This window comes from Streptomyces sp. NPDC048671, assembly GCF_055587045.1.
The window spans coordinates 75,066-91,287 of the sequence record NZ_JBVJHB010000019.1; the positions used below are offsets into that span (position 1 = coordinate 75,066).

General features: G+C 71.6%; 14 protein-coding genes, 3 pseudogenes and 1 riboswitch. Of the genes and pseudogenes, 11 read left to right on the plus strand and 6 right to left on the minus strand.

The window, feature by feature from the left end; genetic code table 11:
* The first annotated feature begins 427 nt into the window (after nt 1–427).
* Both ACZ6S6_RS32240 and ACZ6S6_RS32245 read left to right on the plus strand, forming a co-directional pair.
* Nucleotides 428–1,342 carry an aldo/keto reductase gene (locus ACZ6S6_RS32240; protein ID WP_469708386.1) on the plus strand — a complete coding sequence of 305 codons (915 nt, stop codon included), beginning with the start codon at nt 428–430 and terminating at the stop codon, nt 1,340–1,342.
* A 142-nt stretch (nt 1,343–1,484) separates the two neighbouring features.
* Nucleotides 1,485–2,477, plus strand: coding sequence for an aldo/keto reductase (locus tag ACZ6S6_RS32245; RefSeq protein WP_469708388.1), 993 nt, complete (start codon nt 1,485–1,487; stop codon nt 2,475–2,477).
* A 9-nt stretch (nt 2,478–2,486) separates the two neighbouring features.
* Here ACZ6S6_RS32245 and ACZ6S6_RS32250 read toward each other — a convergent pair whose 3' ends face one another.
* The 4 genes and pseudogenes from ACZ6S6_RS32250 to ACZ6S6_RS32265 form a co-directional block, all read right to left on the minus strand.
* Nucleotides 2,487–3,644: a serine/threonine-protein kinase gene (locus ACZ6S6_RS32250; RefSeq protein WP_469708390.1), complete on the minus strand. Its 1,158-nt coding sequence runs from the start codon at nt 3,642–3,644 to the stop codon at nt 2,487–2,489.
* Between the two features lie 194 nt (nt 3,645–3,838).
* Nucleotides 3,839–4,005 (minus strand): annotated as a pseudogene (locus tag ACZ6S6_RS32255) (HAD family phosphatase); the annotation flags it as partial.
* Between the two features lie 52 nt (nt 4,006–4,057).
* On the minus strand, nt 4,058–4,543 hold the full coding sequence (locus ACZ6S6_RS32260) for an Lrp/AsnC family transcriptional regulator (protein WP_362964726.1): 486 nt from the start codon (nt 4,541–4,543) through the stop codon (nt 4,058–4,060).
* 132 nt (nt 4,544–4,675) lie between these two features.
* Nucleotides 4,676–5,266: a lytic polysaccharide monooxygenase auxiliary activity family 9 protein gene (locus ACZ6S6_RS32265; protein ID WP_362964724.1), complete on the minus strand. Its 591-nt coding sequence runs from the start codon at nt 5,264–5,266 to the stop codon at nt 4,676–4,678.
* Nucleotides 5,267–5,446: 180 nt separating this feature from the next.
* Here ACZ6S6_RS32265 and ACZ6S6_RS32270 point away from each other — a divergent pair.
* The 5 genes and pseudogenes from ACZ6S6_RS32270 to ACZ6S6_RS32290 all read left to right on the plus strand — a co-directional run.
* Nucleotides 5,447–5,800 (plus strand): annotated as a pseudogene (locus tag ACZ6S6_RS32270) (citrate/2-methylcitrate synthase); the annotation flags it as partial.
* A 32-nt stretch (nt 5,801–5,832) separates the two neighbouring features.
* Nucleotides 5,833–5,995: riboswitch (cobalamin riboswitch) on the plus strand.
* A 102-nt stretch (nt 5,996–6,097) separates the two neighbouring features.
* Nucleotides 6,098–7,207 carry a FecCD family ABC transporter permease gene (locus ACZ6S6_RS32275; protein WP_362964722.1) on the plus strand — a complete coding sequence of 370 codons (1,110 nt, stop codon included), beginning with the start codon at nt 6,098–6,100 and terminating at the stop codon, nt 7,205–7,207.
* Nucleotides 7,207–7,992, plus strand: a complete 786-nt coding sequence (locus tag ACZ6S6_RS32280) for an ABC transporter ATP-binding protein (RefSeq protein ID WP_362964760.1) — start codon at nt 7,207–7,209, stop codon at nt 7,990–7,992. The genes ACZ6S6_RS32275 and ACZ6S6_RS32280 overlap by 1 nt, the downstream gene beginning before the upstream one ends.
* 15 nt (nt 7,993–8,007) lie before the next feature.
* Complete coding sequence (locus ACZ6S6_RS32285; RefSeq protein WP_469708393.1) at nt 8,008–9,039, plus strand: ABC transporter substrate-binding protein; 1,032 nt, start codon at nt 8,008–8,010, stop codon at nt 9,037–9,039.
* Between the two features lie 50 nt (nt 9,040–9,089).
* Nucleotides 9,090–9,608, plus strand: a pseudogene (locus tag ACZ6S6_RS32290) (MFS transporter); the annotation flags it as partial.
* Between the two features lie 63 nt (nt 9,609–9,671).
* Here the strand turns inward: ACZ6S6_RS32290 and ACZ6S6_RS32295 are convergent.
* Nucleotides 9,672–10,433 (minus strand): DeoR/GlpR family DNA-binding transcription regulator, encoded by a 762-nt coding sequence (locus ACZ6S6_RS32295; RefSeq protein ID WP_362964718.1) that lies wholly within the window; start codon nt 10,431–10,433, stop codon nt 9,672–9,674.
* A gap of 90 nt (nt 10,434–10,523) precedes the next feature.
* Here ACZ6S6_RS32295 and ACZ6S6_RS32300 point away from each other — a divergent pair, with 90 nt between their 5' ends.
* The 4 genes from ACZ6S6_RS32300 (at nt 10,524) to ACZ6S6_RS32315 (ending at nt 14,985) form a co-directional block, all read left to right on the plus strand.
* On the plus strand, nt 10,524–11,732 hold the full coding sequence (locus tag ACZ6S6_RS32300; protein ID WP_469708396.1) for an MFS transporter: 1,209 nt from the start codon (nt 10,524–10,526) through the stop codon (nt 11,730–11,732).
* Nucleotides 11,733–11,895: 163 nt separating this feature from the next.
* Nucleotides 11,896–12,078, plus strand: coding sequence for a hypothetical protein (locus tag ACZ6S6_RS32305; protein WP_469708398.1), 183 nt, complete (start codon nt 11,896–11,898; stop codon nt 12,076–12,078).
* A 220-nt stretch (nt 12,079–12,298) separates the two neighbouring features.
* Nucleotides 12,299–13,810: an FUSC family protein gene (locus ACZ6S6_RS32310; protein ID WP_469708399.1), complete on the plus strand. Its 1,512-nt coding sequence runs from the start codon at nt 12,299–12,301 to the stop codon at nt 13,808–13,810.
* Between the two features lie 104 nt (nt 13,811–13,914).
* Nucleotides 13,915–14,985, plus strand: a complete 1,071-nt coding sequence (locus tag ACZ6S6_RS32315) for a lactonase family protein (RefSeq protein WP_469708401.1) — start codon at nt 13,915–13,917, stop codon at nt 14,983–14,985.
* A 252-nt stretch (nt 14,986–15,237) separates the two neighbouring features.
* Here the strand turns inward: ACZ6S6_RS32315 and ACZ6S6_RS32320 are convergent, their stop codons facing one another.
* Entirely contained in the window at nt 15,238–16,161 is a 924-nt protein-coding gene (locus ACZ6S6_RS32320) for a sirohydrochlorin chelatase (protein WP_362964708.1), read from the minus strand.
* Between the last annotated feature and the right edge of the window lie 61 nt (nt 16,162–16,222).

The following is a 16,222-nucleotide window of genomic DNA, read 5'->3' on the forward strand; positions in this document are numbered from 1 at the left end:
CGCCCACGCGGCTGCCTTCGGCCGTCCGCCCAGGTGGTGTCCGTGATCGAGCGACCGAACACTCACACGTCGCCCTGGCCTCGTCAACGAACTGGGTTCGCTCCGGAGGGAGTTGGCAAGTCTGGTCAAGTCGCCCCGGTGGGATCGCACAGCGGGCACACGGGAACGGTGAGGGGTGTGCGGCGGGGATGGTGTGGTGGCTGGGCGGCTCGCGAGCGTCGACGGCACGGAGGTATCGGGCGCCGGAGGGTCGCGAGAGAGAGTGGACAGATCCGCGGAGCGGGGTCTAATATGCACCCGCATTACAAGATCAGGCAACCAAAATATCCACCGTAACTGTATCACCTGTCGGCCAATTACGCAAGCCCCTCTGATGCTCCATCACGTGGCCGACTCCGGTCCGCCACCAACGAGGAAGACGACAGCCATGACTTCGGGAACAACCACCGCAGCCGCCGCCGGTACCTGGCGGCTGGGCGACCTGACCGTCAACCGCATGGGCTTCGGCGCCATGCGTCTGACCCAGAACGGCGCGGCGCTCACCACCGACCGCACCCCGCACGACCGGGACCGGGCCATCGCCGTGCTGCGCCGCGCCATTGACCTCGGTGTGAACCACATCGACACGGCGGCCTTCTACTTCTCACCGATGCGCTCGGCCAACGAGCTGATCAACCGGGCGCTCGGCCCCTACCCGGACGACCTGGTCATCACCACCAAGGTCGGCCCCCACCGGGGGCCGTCGGGCGACTGGCTGGAGTGGGCCCGGCCCGAGGATCTGCGCGGCCAGGTCGAGGAGAACCTCCGCCAGCTCGGCCGCGACCATCTCGACGTGGTGAACCTGCGCGTGAACGGGCCCGTCCCGATCGCCGACAGGTTCGGCGCGCTGGCCGAGCTGCGGAAGGAGGGGCTCATCCGTCACCTCGGGCTCTCCAACGTCGGAGCCGACCAGATCGCCGAGGCCCTGCCCATCGCGCCGGTCGTCTGTGTGCAGAACCCGTACGGCATAGCCACCCGCCGTCCGGACTCCGACGAAGTGCTCCGGATCTGCGGGGAGCAGGGCATCGCGTTCGTGCCGTTCTACGCCATCGCCGGTGAGGGCCGCGAGTCCGGGGCGGCCGCGGCCGCCGAGAGCGAGGCGGTGTCGGCCGTCGCCCACGCCCATGACGCCTCGTCGGCCCAGGTCCGGCTGGCCTGGACGCTCCAGCGCGGCCCGCACGTACTGGCCATCCCGGGCACCGGCGACCCCGGTCACCTCGCCGAGAACGTGGCGGCGGCCGCCCTGCGGCTCACCGGGGACGAGCTGCGGCAGCTCACGGAACTCGGCCCGGACGCCGGCTGATCCAAGTCGGCGGCCGCCATGGCGGACGGACGGAAGCCACCAGGTCGTGACCGGCTCCCGGAGGCCGTCCACGTCCCCGCGGCCGCACCGGCGGAGGCCGGTGCGGCCGCGGGGATCCCGCCGGACTCCGTACCGACGTAGCATGATCCTCATGGAGCAGCGCGAACTGGGCAGGACCGGACGGGACGTATCGGTCGTCGGACAGGGCACATGGCAGCTCGGCGGGGACTGGGGCGAGGTGCGGGAGGCGGATGCCTTCGGCGTGCTCGACGCGGCCGTCGAGTCCGGCGTCACCTTCTTCGACACCGCGGACGTGTACGGGGACGGCCGCAGCGAACAACTCATCGGCCGCTATCTGAAGGAGCGCCCGGACGCACGGGTCCTCGTCGCGACGAAGATGGGCCGGCGCGTCGAACAGGTGCCGGAGAACTACGTCCTGGACAACTTCCGCACCTGGAACGACCGCTCGCGGTCCAACCTCGGTGTCGACACCCTCGACCTCGTACAGCTGCACTGCCCGCCCACCGCCGTCTACTCCTCGGACGCGGTCTACGACGCCCTCGACACACTGGTCGCCGAGGAGCGGATCGCCGCCTACGGGGTGAGTGTCGAGACGTGCGCCGAGGCCCTGACGGCCATCGCCCGCCCCGGCGTCGCGAGCGTCCAGATCATCCTCAACCCCTTCCGCCTCAAGCCGCTGGACGAGGTGCTTGAGGCGGCGCGCGCCGCCGGGGTCGGCATCATCGCGCGTGTGCCGCTCGCCTCCGGGCTGCTCTCCGGCAAGTACACCGAGAACACCGTCTTCGCCCCGGAGGACCACCGCACGTACAACCGGCACGGAGAGGCGTTCGACCAGGGCGAGACCTTCTCCGGAGTCGATTACGCGACCGGGGTCGCCGCGGCGGCCGAATTCGCCGCACTCGCTCCCCAGGGGGCGACTCCGGCGCAGACCGCTCTGCGCTGGATCATTCAGCAGCCGGGCGTCACCAGTGTGATCCCCGGCGCGCGTTCGGTGGAGCAGGCCCGCGCCAACGCGTCCGCGGCCGCGTTGGCGCCGCTGCCGCAGAAGACGCTCGACGCGGTACGCGACCTCTACGACCGCAGGATCCGCGCGGCGGTTCACGGCCGCTGGTAACGGACGGGGCTACCGGCCCCCGTCGGGGGCCGGTGATTCCGCACCGCTCGTCGAAGTGAGGTCGTCCGGGGTGGTGGCCGAACTGGAGTCGGGGGAGAACAGGCTCATCCCCAGGTACACGGCGGCGAGGAAGGCGACGGTGCCCGCGATGGCGCTGGCCACTCTCGGGCGGCGTCTTATCGCCTCGCGCGTGGTGCGCCGCCGGGCGTTCCTGGACCGGCCCGCCGCGCGCCGCCCGTGGCCGCCGGCCGCCTGGGGCAGCCGGTAGGTCGTCGGAGCACCGGAGTCCTCACCGGACCCGGCCCCCGACCGGTGCTGGGTCGGGGAGGGCGGTGCGGACACCGGCGCGTAGGGCGCGGCCGGTGCGCGCGGGGGAGCGGGCCGGTACATCGGCAGCGGCTCCGCCTGCCCCCGCCAGGCCTCGCTGTTGAACCAGTCGGCGACCTGCTGGGCCGTCGGCCGGTCCTCGGGCTGCTTCGCGAGCAGCCCCAGCAGATACGAGTCGAAGGCGGCGGACATCTCCACCCCGCGCTGCCGCAGCGGCACGGGAGGCGTGTCCACGTGCTGGTAGAGGGTGGCGGTCGGGGTGTCCGAGCGGAACGGCGGCTGGCCCAGCAGCAGTTGGTAGATCACGCAGCCGAGGGAGTACATGTCGGACGCGGCGTCGGCCGTCCGGCCCAGGGCCCGCTCCGGTGCGAGGTAGAGGCTGGTGCCGACGATATGGCCCGTGGTGGTGAGCGCGGCGGAGGGGTCGTCGACGAACTGGGCGATGCCGAAGTCGCCGATCTTGACGGCACCCTCCGCGTCCAGCATCAGGTTTCCGGGCTTGATGTCCCGGTGGACTATGCCCTGGCGGTGGGCCGCGGCCAGTCCGGCGGCGGCCTGGCCCGCGATGCGGGCGACCTGTTCCGGGTCCAGCCGTTCCTGAGCCAGCAGCAGATCGGCGAGGCTCCTGCCCTCGACGAGCTCCATCACGAGGAAGAGCCGGTCCTCCCAGGACCCGAAGTCGAACACGGCCACCAGATGCGGATGGCTCAGCCGGGCGGCGGTCTGGGCCTCCAGCCGGAAGCGCGCGGTGGCCGACTCGTCGGCGTGCTCCCCCAGCAGCAGCTTCACGGCGACGGACCGGCCGAGGACCTCGTCCGCGGCCCGCCAGACCTCACCCATCCCGCCACGACCGATGGCGGATATCAATCGGTACCGACCAGCAACCAGCACCTGCGCACACCTATCCAATGTCTCGGGCCGAGGACCGCTTCGACTGCGACCTCATCGGGAACTGACGGGGTGGGGGACACGCAGCAAGATCAGGATATCCGGCGCACGGCCTCCGGACGACCGTCGGGCGGCGTCGGCACGGATCAGGGGAACAGCCACGCGCAAGCGGACTGCGCGCTGAACTCGCCCTGACCGCCGGGGAAGAGCAGATCCGCCGCCGCGAACACCGGATCGCCACCGTCGCCGGGACGTAGGGGACCGCGATACAGCGCATGCCCGCCGCCCGAGCGGCGGAGGCGCCCGGCGCGGCAAGGGGCCTGTGCACGTGATGAGTCCATGGCGAGCGTGCTCTCAGCCGCTGTTCACCCCGGGCCGCCCGCCGCCGCCCGGCCCACCGATTCCACCAGGGGCAGCAGCCGGTGCGGCACCCGCTCGCGCAGGGCCACCTCGGTCCGGGTCCTGACCACGCCCGGCAGCTGGATCAGCCGCTGGATCACATCCTCCAGATGCCCGTTGTTCCGGGCCACCACCCGGGTCAGCAGGTCGCCGTCGCCCGTGGTCGAGAAGGCCTCGACGATCTCCGGCACGGCGGCGAGCGCCTCGCCCACATCGTCGAGATGCCCCTGCGTGACCTCCAGGTGCACAAAGGCGAGTACCGGGTGGCCGAGCGCGGCGGGTGAGAGGAACGGTCCGCTGCCGGTGATCACACCGTCCCGTTCCAGCCGGTCGATGCGGGCCTGGAGGGTGCCTCGCGCGATCGAGAGGATCCGTGCGTACTCGCGCACGCTGGTGTGCGGCTGTTCGATGAGCAGCCGCAGAATGCGGGTGTCGAGCGCGTCCACCGCCATGGGTCGGCCGGCCTCTTCCTGGTACGTCGGTCGGGGCAGCGACTGTACCAATGGCGCACCGGCGAACCTCCGGAGCCGCCGCCCCGTACCGGCCCAGGGCGGGGCGGGTCGGTCAGGAGCGGCGGCAGGACGTCAGAACTGCACGTCGGAGCAGGCGTAGAAGGCGTTCTCGGTGTCAGAGATCGTCCAGACGCCGAGGATCAGGTGCTTGCCGGACTTCTGCGGCAGCACGCCCGAGTGGCTCACGGTCGAGCCGGGCAGCCGGCCGCCGAAGGGGACGGTGAGGAACGGCTGCGGTTCCAGGTCGGCACGGGTGAGCGGCTGGGTCGGGTCGTAGCCGTCCTTGGTGATGTAGTAGCGGAAGTCGGTCGTGGCGTGCCGTGCCTCGATCCGCCAGTTGAAGGTGTAGTTCTGACCGGCGGTGACCTGGGTGGCGGGCCAGGCGCCGCCGCGCGGGTCGTCGAGTTCGGAGAACCGGCCGATGCCGCCCGAGCAGATGTGGCCGTCGGCCGGTCCGCGGGTGGGGAAGCCCTTGGGGCCCTCGACGCTCGGGGGCTCCCACTGGATCTGCCCGCAGTGCTTGACGGTGCCGATCCCGCAGAGCTGCTGGCGGCTGATGGGGGAGTCGGTGTAGCCGTGGCTCTGGGCGCTGCCGGAGGTGGCGAACAGCGCCGCGCCGGCCAGGCCGAGCCCGGCCAGTAAGGAGGTGATCCTTCTGCGCATACGTAGCTCCTGGAGATGTGGGGTGATGTCCGGAGAGTTCTGCGGTCTAGACCAAGGGTGAGCGTAGCCATGTCAACCAGTCGTGTCCATACCGTCCCGAGCGGGCCGCTGCCGGGCCCCGCCGAGGGGGGTGTCGCGCGGAAATCGGCTGCCCGGCAAGGCTGTTCGGTCCTCCCGGACATACACCGCGGCCTCGCCGTCGTCGACACCACCGTGATCTCCACCGTCATTCAGGAGACCAACTCCCTCACCTGTCGCGGCTACCCGGTCCAGGCCCTCGCCGCCCGCCGTTCCTTCGAGGAGGTCGCCTACCTGCTCTGGTACGGGGAACTCCCCGATGCCGCACAGCTCGCCGAATTCCGGGCCCGCGAACGCGCCCTTCGGCCCTTGGACCGCACCACCGGGGAACTCCTGACCCGCCTGCCCGAGACCTGCCACCCCATGGACGTACTGCGGACCGCCGTCAGCTTCTTCGGGGACGAGGACCCCATCGAGGACGACGACGGCCCGGCGGCCAACCGGACCAAATCCCTCGACTGCCCCGATTGGGGCGACTGCGCGCCGGTATGCCCGGTGGGTTCCTCCGTGGAGGGCGTCATCCCGTACCGGCTAAGCTGCAAACGCCCCGCGGGGGAAGTCCGGTCGAATTCCGGCGCTGACCCGCAACGGTAGGTGGAGCCCGTCCTGTGCTCCGCAAGCCCGATTACCCGCGGCGGTGATAGCTCCTGTCAATTCGCCGTGGACTGCGAGAGGCGTTGCGTTGGGCGCTTCGCGTCCGGGCTGCTCCTTCGGTTGCGTAGGTGCACGGCCTGAGGCGAAAGCGATCCGCCCGTGGTCACCTCCCTCGAACGCATACCTGTCCCGCCCTCGCGCACGTCCCGGGCCGGTGGCGGGCCCGCCCCTCCCCGGCGGGTCTCCCTGCCCCTCCTGCTGACGACTCTGTCCGTCCTGCTGCTGCTCTCCGTCGTCTGCGGTGCGGGAATCGGGGCCTCAGGGATCTCCTGGGGAGAGGTGCTGCGCGACCTGTGGGCCGGCCTGACCGGAGGGTCCATCGCTCCTGACCGAGTCCCCGGGTACACCATCGTGTGGGAGCTGCGCTTTCCGCGAGCCGTGCTGGCCGCGGTCGTCGGGGCCGGCCTGTCGGCCATCGGTGTCGCCGTGCAGGCCATGGTCCGCAACGCCCTGGCCGACCCGTTCGTCCTCGGCATCTCCTCCGGCGCGGCCGTCGGTGCCAACGCCGTACTCATCTTCGGAGTCTTCAGCGCGCTCGGCATCTGGGCCCTGTCCACGGCAGCCTTCCTCTCCGCACTCCTCGCGATGATGCTCGTGTACGCGATAGCCCGCACCGCACGCGGCCTGACCCCCCTGCGACTGGTCCTGACCGGCACAGCGATGTACTACGGCTTCTCGGCCATCACGACATTCATGGTGTTCGCCGCCGAGCGGGGCGAGGCTGCCCGCTCCGCCATGATGTGGATGCTCGGCAGCCTCGGGGGTGCCACCTGGTCCTCCGTACCGATCGCCGCAGGCGCCACGATCGGTGGTCTCGCCCACCTCGCGTGGTCGGCCCGCCGCCTCAACGCCCTTGCCATGGGCGACGAGACCGCGGCCGCTCTGGGCGTGGACGCCGGGAGACTGCGCAAGGAGCTGTTCCTGGTCTCCGCAGCGGTCACGGGGGCGCTGGTCGCGGTGAGCGGCGCGATCGGGTTCGTCGGCCTGATGATCCCGCACGCCGCGAGGATGGTGGTCGGCGCGGATCACCGCCGGCTGCTGGCCGTCGCACCGCTCGCGGGGGCCGTCCTGCTGATCTGGGTGGACATCCTCTCGCGCGTGCTGCTCGCGCCGGCCGAACTGCCGGTCGGCGTGCTGACCGCGATGATCGGCGTGCCGTGCTTCGTCCTGCTGATGCGCCGCCGCTCCTACACCTTCGGGGGCGCATGATGCAGATCGACATCGATGAGCTCACGGTCGAGATCGCCGGTGCGCGCCTGGTGGAGGAGATCACGCTGCGAGCGGGCGACGCTCAGCTCGTCGGCCTGGTGGGGCCCAACGGCAGCGGGAAGTCCACCCTGTTGCGCTGCGTCTACCGGGCTCTGCGCCCGTCCGCCGGAACGGTTCGGATCGGTGGCGAGGACCTGTACGCCATGAGCCCGCGGGAAGGTGCCCGCCGACTGGCCGCGCTTCCCCAGGAGGCGACGTACGAGTTCGACTTCACCGTCGCCGAGACCGTGGCGATGGGAAGGATGCCGCACCAGGGGCCGGCAGCACGGGCGTCCGAGGAGGACCGGCAGATCTGCGAGGCGGCGCTGGCGGAGGTCGGGGCCGGCCACCTGGCCGACCGCGGCTTCCTGACCCTGTCCGGCGGCGAGAAGCAACGGGTCCTGATCGCCCGCGCCATGACCCAGCAGCCACGCGTGCTCGTGCTTGACGAGCCCACCAACCACCTTGACATCGCGCAGCAGTTGGAGGTGCTGGCCCTGGTTCGCGCCAGCGGGCTGACCGTGCTCACCGCGTTGCACGACCTCAACCTCGCCGCACTCCACTGCGACCTCCTCCATGTCATCGACAGCGGCCGGATCGTCGCGTCAGGCGCTCCGCACGACGTACTGACCCCCGAGCTGCTGGCTGAGGTCTTCGGAGTACGGGCGCACCGAGTGCCCCACCCGGAGACCGGCGCGGTACAGCTGATCTTCGACCGTCTCCACTCCGTCCGTTCCCCCTCCTAAGGAACCACTGCCACCATGCCCAACCTGATACGCCCCGCCGCACTCGGCCTCGTACTCACTGCCGCCATGGCCCTCAGCGGCTGCGGCGCGGAGATCGCCCCGCAGGACGGAAAAGACGGAGAGAACGCACATGCGGCCGGGGGCCACTACCCGGTGACCGTCGAGAACTGCGGTGAGAAGAAGACCTACGGCAAAGCACCGCAACGCGTGGTGACCAACGACGTCGGCATCACCGAGATCATGTTCGCCCTCGGACTGGAGGACCACATGGCGGGCTATGTGATGCCCGACGACAAGGGCGATCTGACGTCCGTCCCCTGGAAGGGCGGCTACAAGAAGACCACCTGGCTGTCCAAGGAGACGATCAACAAGGAACTCGTCCTCGACGCACGCGCCGATCTCGTCTTCGCGGGCTGGAGCTACGGCTTCAACGAGGGAGACGGATTCACCCCGGCAGCCCTGAAGAAGGTGGGCATCGACTCGTACCTGTTGAGCGAGTCGTGCCGCAACGGGCAAGCGAAGGCGCGCGGGGTGATGCCGCCGCTCGAAGCGCTCTACACCGATCTCCGGAACCTGGGGAAGATCTTCGACGTCGAAAAGCGCGCCGGCGCCCTCATCACACGGTTCGAGAAGCAAGTGGCCCAAGCACAGGCGACTGCCCTGAAGGGCACCGACCGGCCGAGGGTGTTCCTCTACGACGACGGCCGTGACAAGCCCCTGACCTCGGGTGCCTACGCCGGACCGCACGACATCATCACCAGGGCCGGCGGCGACCACGTCATGAAGGACCTCAAGGACACCTGGACGACGGTGGGCTGGGAAACGGTCGTCGAGCGGGACCCCGAGGTGATCGTCATCAACAACTACGGAGACACCAGCGCGGAGCAGAAGCGGAAGTTCCTCAAGTCGTATCCTCCGCTGGCCAACGTCTCGGCCATCAAGAACGACCGGATCGTCGTCCTCGACTACGTGGACCTCGTCGAGAGCCCGCGTAACCCCGCGGCCATTGCCTCACTCGCGGCAGCCCTGAGGAAAGCCGAACGCTGACGCTCTCACTTGCGGGTTCGCGGCCGGATCAGTACCGGCCCCTCACGAGTATCACCGCCCCGGTCGCCGGGTATCTCGTCGGCGCCCGGTCGGACCGCACCGGCAGACGGCTCGGGCTGTTCCGGCTGTGCGCCGTGGCCGGGTCCCTCGGCTGGTGCGCCATGGCTGCGGCCGACCGGGTGCGGATGCCGTTCGTGATCAGTGCCGTGATCCTGGCCTTCGCCGGCGGCGCCGGGTCGCAGCTGTTCGCCGCGGTCCACGACGACCTGCGGGCAACCGCCAGCCCGGTGGGCGACGGGGTCGTCTCGGTCGTGCGCATGGCGCTGACGGCCGGGTGGATCGTGGGCCCGGTGGGGGGCTCGCTGCTGGCCACCGCCGCCGGACCGCGCGCGATGTTCGTGGCCACCGGGGTGTGCACCCTGGCACAGATCCTCCCGATGGGCTTCGTGCGCGCCCGCTCGGCCCCGTCCGGAGCGCAGGTCGAGAAGGCGGCCGGGGTGCCGGCCGAGCGGCGCGTGGGGGTGCGGGGCATGTTGCCCCTGCTCGCCTTCACCTGCCTGTACGTGTTCGTCTACACGGGAGAGCCGGTATGGACAGTGCGCTGCGGGTACGAGCTCCTCGCAGCGGGCTGTTCAGGCGGTTTTGACGATGGTGCCGGCGCCTTCCAGTGCGGTCACCTCGTCGGCGGGTGCGGTGGTGTCGGTGACGAGGGTGTGCAGGAGAGTGGAGGGGCCGACGCAGGCGTAGGCGGCGCGGCCGAGCTTGCCGCCGTCCGCGGCGACGATGGTGCGACGGGCCGCGGCGATGCCCGCCTTCTTCACCGCGGCGTCGTCGAGGTTGTACGCGGTCAGGCCGTCGGCCGCGCTCAGCCCGCAGCAGCCGATGACGGCGGTGTCGAAGCGCAGGGCTGCCAGAGAGGCGAGCGTGAGGGGGCCGGTGAGGGCTCCCTCGGCGGCGCGGGGCTGGCCGCCGGGCACCACCAGCGTGGCCGGGCCGGGTTTCTCGCTGAACAGATGGATGGCCTGAAGGGACAGGGGCATCACGGTGACGGGCCGCTCGCGCAGCAGGCGGGCGACCTCCAGGCAGGTGGTCCCGCTGTCCAGCAGGACGCTCTCGCCGTCGGCGACGAGCGCGGAGATCTCGGCTGCGATCCGGCGCTTGGCGTCGACCGACTCGTGAACGCGCAGGGCGAAGGGCGGTTCCTCGCCCCGCAGCAGCAGGGTGCGTGCCCCGCCGCGGACCCGTTCGAGTACGCCCTGGGCGGCCAGGGTGTCGAGGTCGCGCCGGATGGTCATCTCCGAGGCCCCGGTCAGCTCCGCGAGCTCTTGGACCGTGGCGCCGCCCGAGTCCCTGACGGCCTTCCCGATCAGCCCGTGCCTGTGTGCGTTGCTCATACCGCGATTGAACACCACCGAAAAACGAACATTCCAGATGGTCATTAATGTTGGTTACGCACATAGATAATGTTCGTTATCGTGGGCGGCATGGAGCATTCACTTCGAACCGCCCGCGTGGCGACCTATGTCTACTTCGTGCTGTGCGGCACGCTGATGGGCGCCTGGGTGGTGCACATTCCCGCCATCGAGGAGCGCGTGGGCATCAGCCACGCGGCGCTGGGCGGTCTGCTGGTGCTGCTCGGGCTCGGGGCCTTCACCGGGATGCACGTGGCCGGGCGTCTGACCGACCGCCTCGGCGCACGCGTCGTGATCCCAGCCGGTGGCGCGCTGTGCGGCGCGGCGCTGGTGCTGCCCGGCCTCGCCCGGGATCCCTGGACGCTGGCGGGCGCCCTGCTGGTCTTCGGCTTCTGCAACGGCTGCCTGGACGTGAGCATGAACGCCCACGCCGTGTACGTGGAGAAGGCCTACGGCCGACCCGTCATGTCGGGCTTCCACGCCACGTTCTCAGTCGGCGGCGTCCTGGCCGCGCTCCTCGGAGCGGGTGCCGCGAGCGCCGGCCTGAACCCGGCCACGGGCATGGCCGCCACAGGAGCCGTGGGCGTCGTGATCGCCCTGGCGTCGGCACGCGCCCTGTTGCCGACCGCCCCCGCCGCTGCCGACATCGGCTCCCCGCAGGAGACCGGGGCATCACCGGCCGACACGCGCCGCAGCGCCACAGGGAGCATCCGGCTCCTCGCCGTCCTGGCGCTGATGGTCATGCTGTGCGAGGGCGCCGCCAACGACTGGAGCGCCCTGCACCTGAAGGACGTCCTCGGCGCGTCCGCCAGCACGGCCGCCTTCGCTTACGGCACCTTCGCGGCGGCGATGACCGTCGGCCGGCTGCTCGCCGACCGCCTCGTCTCCCGGTTCGGCTCGATGGCGATCCTGCGCTACGGCGCCGCCATGGCCGCCGTCGGCATCACGCTCGTGGCCCTCGGCCCGTGGATGTGGACCGCGTTCGCCGGCTGGGCACTGTTCGGCCTGGGTCTGTCGGGCTCTGTCCCTCAACTGTTCAGTGCGGCCGGGCACGCCGACCCCGCCGCCGCCGGCGCCAATGTCTCCCGCGTCGCCGGGCTCGGCTATGTCGGCATGCTCGCCGGCCCCGCCGTCATCGGCTGGCTGTCCCACATCGCCGCCCTGAACCACGCCTTCCTCCTGCTGACCCTGCTGTGTGTGACCACCGCTGTGGCCGCCGGAGTCCTGCGCACCGGATCCGACCGCACCCGCCGAAGCGAGATGGCACCCAGCGGCCAGTGACCGCCTGTGCGGCACGGGATCCGCGCGGAGCGGCCGAGCGACCGGCCGCCCTGCCCGCGTCTCTGGTGCGAGGCGCCTCGACCCCGTGCCGCACGGGCCCCCACCTCCCCGGCCGCCGGAGCCGGGGAGGAAGAACCCGTCGCCGCGACAAGGAACCATCGCCATGTCCACAGACCGCCCCATCGTGTTGTTCGACGCCCCGCACGCCACCCCCGCCGACTTCCTCTTCATCGACGACCGCGACGAGAACGTGCGCGCAGCGCAGGCCATCGGCATGGACGGACACGTCTTCATCCGATGCGAGGAGCTGGCAGCAGCCCTCGGCGACTGGCTGCCGACCGGGTGACCGACGCCGGTGCCAGGGCGGGTTGGTCCGTTGGCTCGGCTGTGGCCGGGCAAGGTGAAATGATCCTGTGCCATTGGTCCATAGGGTTGGGTCTGAGTTGAACCATTAGCCCTCCAGGTGCTGAGATGGATCTATCAATGGCGCTGCGGGTCCCCCGGGGATCTCTGCGGCGCCTTTCTCATGTCTGCGCTGGTTCCATGCGCGAAAGGGGCGGGGCGACTTGCTGAAGAGGGCGTTCGTCGCACGCGATCCGGGACGGATCCGGCTGCGGTTCGCGTCCCGGGCTGTGCTCGGCATCGGGCTCGCCGTCGTGCTGTGCGGAGCGGCCGGGCAGTCGCTGGCGGCGTCCATCACCGGTGGCCTGGCCGCGCTGCTCGCGCTGTTCACGGTGACCGATCCGACGGTGCGTGGGCAGGCGATCACGACCGCCCTCCTCCCCGCCGTCGGTCTCCCGGTGCTCACGCTCGCCGCCGTGCTGCACGATGTGCCCGTCGCGCGGGACCTGGCGTTTCTCGCCGTTGTGGGGGCGGGGGTGTACGCGCGGCGGTGGGGGCCTCGCGGGCACTCGCTGGGCGTGTTCGGCTTCATGGCCTATTTCTCGGCCCAGTTCCTGCACACCGTGCCCGGCCAACTGCCCGAGCTGTACGCGGCCGTGCTGCTGTCGCTCATCGCGTCGTCGGTGGTGCGGTTCGGGGCGTGGTGTTACGAGCGGCGGCTCGCGGTACCCGTGGCTGTCACCCTCCCTGCCGGGGCATCGGGGCTCGGGCGGATCACGACGCGGCAGGCCGTGCAGGCGACGTTGGGGGCAGGGCTCGCGCTCGCGGTGGGGCAGGTGCTCTCCGATCAGCGTTGGTACTGGGCGGTCGGCGCCACCTGGTGGGTGTTCGTGGCCACGACCTCGCGGGGCGAGACCGTCGTGCGCGGGTTCCGGCGATCCCTGGGGACGGTCCTCGGGATCGCCCTGGGCTTCGCCGTGGCCGTGCCGCTGCACCACGAGCCGGTCGCGGCCGCGGTGGTCGTGGCGCTGAGCGTCTTCGGAATCTTCTATACCGCTGCTGTCTCCTACACCTGGATGATGCTGGCCGTGACCGTGATGGCGAGCATGCTGTACGGGCTGCTCGGCGTGCTTGACGCGGGTCTGCTGATGCTGCGGGTGACTGAGACGACGGTCGGGGCGCTCGGTGCCGTACTGGCGGTGCTGTTCGTGCTGCCGGTGACCACGCACTCGGTGACCGAGGCGTGGGTGGAGCGGGCGCTGCGGTGCGTGCGCACGTGTACGGCGGAGGCCGCCGCCCGGCTCGCAGGGAGCGAGGACGCCGACCCGCCCCGGAGCGTTGCCGAACTGGAGGCGATCCTCGGCCGGGTGCGTTTGTCGCTGGCGCCGCTGGTGCATCCGCTCAACCCGATGAAGGACCGCAAGCGGCGGGCGCGGCATGTGCTCGCGTTGCTCGACGACTGCGCACGCGAGGTGCGCGGTCTGGCGTCCGTCGCCGCCGACCCGGAGGCCTCGCACGACGCCCGGCTCGCCGCGGCCTGCTGGCGTGTCGAGAGTGCGGTGGAAGCGCTGACGGCTCCCGGGCGGCAGGCCCGTGCCCCGCTCGCCGCCGGACTCCCGGCGCACGCCACCGCGGCGGAACCCGCCCTCGCCCATCTGCACGGCCTGGAGCGCGCGCTCGCCGAACTGGCCACGCCGCTGCACGGCCCGCCCGGGGCCCCGCTCGCCGCGGTCTGACCCCGCACCCTTTGGTCCGGACCAACTGGCGCACTGCTACGGTCGCCGCGGAAGATCGCGACGGTCCCCACTGTCGTGGTCACTCGGCGGAGAAAGGCAGTGCGGTGGTCAGCAGCAACGGTGCCGGACGGGCATTCATCGGGTCGTTCACCTCGGCGGGCGGGCGGGGAGTCACCGCCGCCGCCGTGGACCAGGACACCGGGGCGCTCACCGTCCTCGGCGCGACGGATGCCGTTCCCGACCCCTCGTACCTGGTGCTGGGCCGGGGCAGCGGCCCCGGCGGCGCGGTCCTGTACGCGGTCAGCGAGACCGAGCCGGGCGCGGCCGCGGCCCTCGACATCACCCACGACGTGCCGCGGCCGCTCGGCGAAATGCGGCCGGTGGACGGCGACAGCCCCACGCACCTCGCACTCGCGGGAGGCCGGCTGCTCACCGCCAACTACGGCTCCGGCAGCGTCACCGTGCTGCCCGTCCGTGCGGACGGCTCACTCGGCCCCGTCGTCAGCGTGCTCAAGCACGAGGGAAGCGGGCCGGACGCCGGCCGCCAGGAAGGCCCGCACGCCCACCAGGTCCTCCCCGACCCCTCGGGGAACTGGGTGCTGAGCGTCGACCTCGGAACCGACTCGGTACGGGTCTGCGCACTCGACCCGGACACCGGGGAGCTGCGTCCGCACGGTGAGACGGTGCTGCGGCCCGGCACCGGTCCGCGCCATCTCGCCTTCCACCCCGACGGCGCGCACGCCTATGTGCTGAACGAGCTCGAACCCACGGTCACCGTGTGCCGGTGGGACGCCGTGGCAGGGGTGCTCGAAACGGTCGACGAGACGTCGGTACTGCCCGCGGAGGCGACCGGGGACACCGCCGCGGCGAGCTACGCGTCCGAGGTCGTCGTCTCGCACGACGGCCGGTTCCTCTGGGTGGCCAACCGGGGGCACGACAGCATCTCGGTGATCGGCCTCGACGCCACGGGCGAGAAGGCGTCCCTGGTCACCACGGTGGGCTGCGGCGGGCACTGGCCGCGCGACCTCGCCCTCGACCCGGCCGGGCGACGGCTCTACGCGGCCAATGAGCGGTCCGGGAACGTCGCCTGGTTCGCCGTGGACCCGGAGACCGGTATCCCGGCCCAGGAAGGCTCCCTGGAGGCTCCTGCGGCCTCCTGCGTGATCTTCGCCTGAGGGGTTCGTACGCGCGGATGGCGAACCGAGCCTGAGGGGTCCGTACGCGCAGGTGGCGAACCGAACGGGGCGCCACCCGCGTCCGTCACGGGGCGGGGCCCCGGGGGGGGGGGGGGGGGCGGCCCCCCGGCCCCCCCCCCCCCCCCCCCCCCCCCCCCCCCCCGGCCCCCCCGCCCCCCGGGGCGGCCCGCCCCCCCCCCCCCCCCCCCCCCCCCCCCCCCCCCCACGACGCAGAACGCACCCGGAACGGATTCAGAGCGCCTGTGCCCCCTGCGCCACCGGGGGAGCGATGCCGAGCGCCGAGGTGTACATCGACATCACCAGCTTGCCGATCGCCGGGTAGGCGCCGAGCGGCTCGGCCGCCGCGCAGCCCGCCTCCTTGACGGCGGAGTCCAGCAGCCCCTCGGCCACCTCGGGACCCACCAGGTACGGCGCGACCGCCAGCTGGAGCGAGCCGGAGTCCTTGAGCTGCGCGGCGATCGACGCGACCGAACCCTCGACATCGAGTGCGGCGGCCATCACCGGCACCGCGAGCCGCGCGGCCAGCAGCATGCCGGTGATCCCGGCGGCCTGCACGGCCTCCTCGCCGCCCACCGTGGCCAGCACGATTCCGTCGGCGGCCGTGGCCACCGTGAAGAGCCTCGCCCGGTCCGCACGGGCGAGACCGGCCTCGGAGAGGCGGACGTGCAGCGCCTCGGCGAGGAGCGGGTGCGGGCCGAGGACATCGGTCAGCTCGGCCGGTGCCTGGCTCTCCGTGATCGATTGGCGTATCCGCTGCACAAGGGCGTTGTCCGGTCCCGCGAGCAGCGGCACCACGACGGCGGCCGGACCCTCGGGCGCAGTGACCTCACGACCGGCGGCCGTCGCCTGTTCGAAGCGCGCGATGCGCTCGGCGGCGGAGTGCGCGAGCGCGGAGGCAAGAGTCGGGTACTCGGCATCGTCACCGTCGAGGTAACCGATCAGGGCGTTCAGACCGGGCAGCTCGGAGCGGGCAATACTGATCACCTCTTCGGCCAGACTGCGGCTGGCCGAAGAGGGGGTACCGGGAACGGCGAGAACGAGCGCGGCAGCGCCCTCAGGTGCGACCACGGGCTCCGGGCGGCGGTGCCGTCCGGACTGGCGAGGTCGCGGCATTCGTACAGGCAGGCCGGAAGCGGGCCCAGTGGGGGTGCTCATGGCGCCGCATGCTACTGGTTTTGGGTACCCCGCTGCGCGGGGAGGGTCCGGTCGAGCGTTG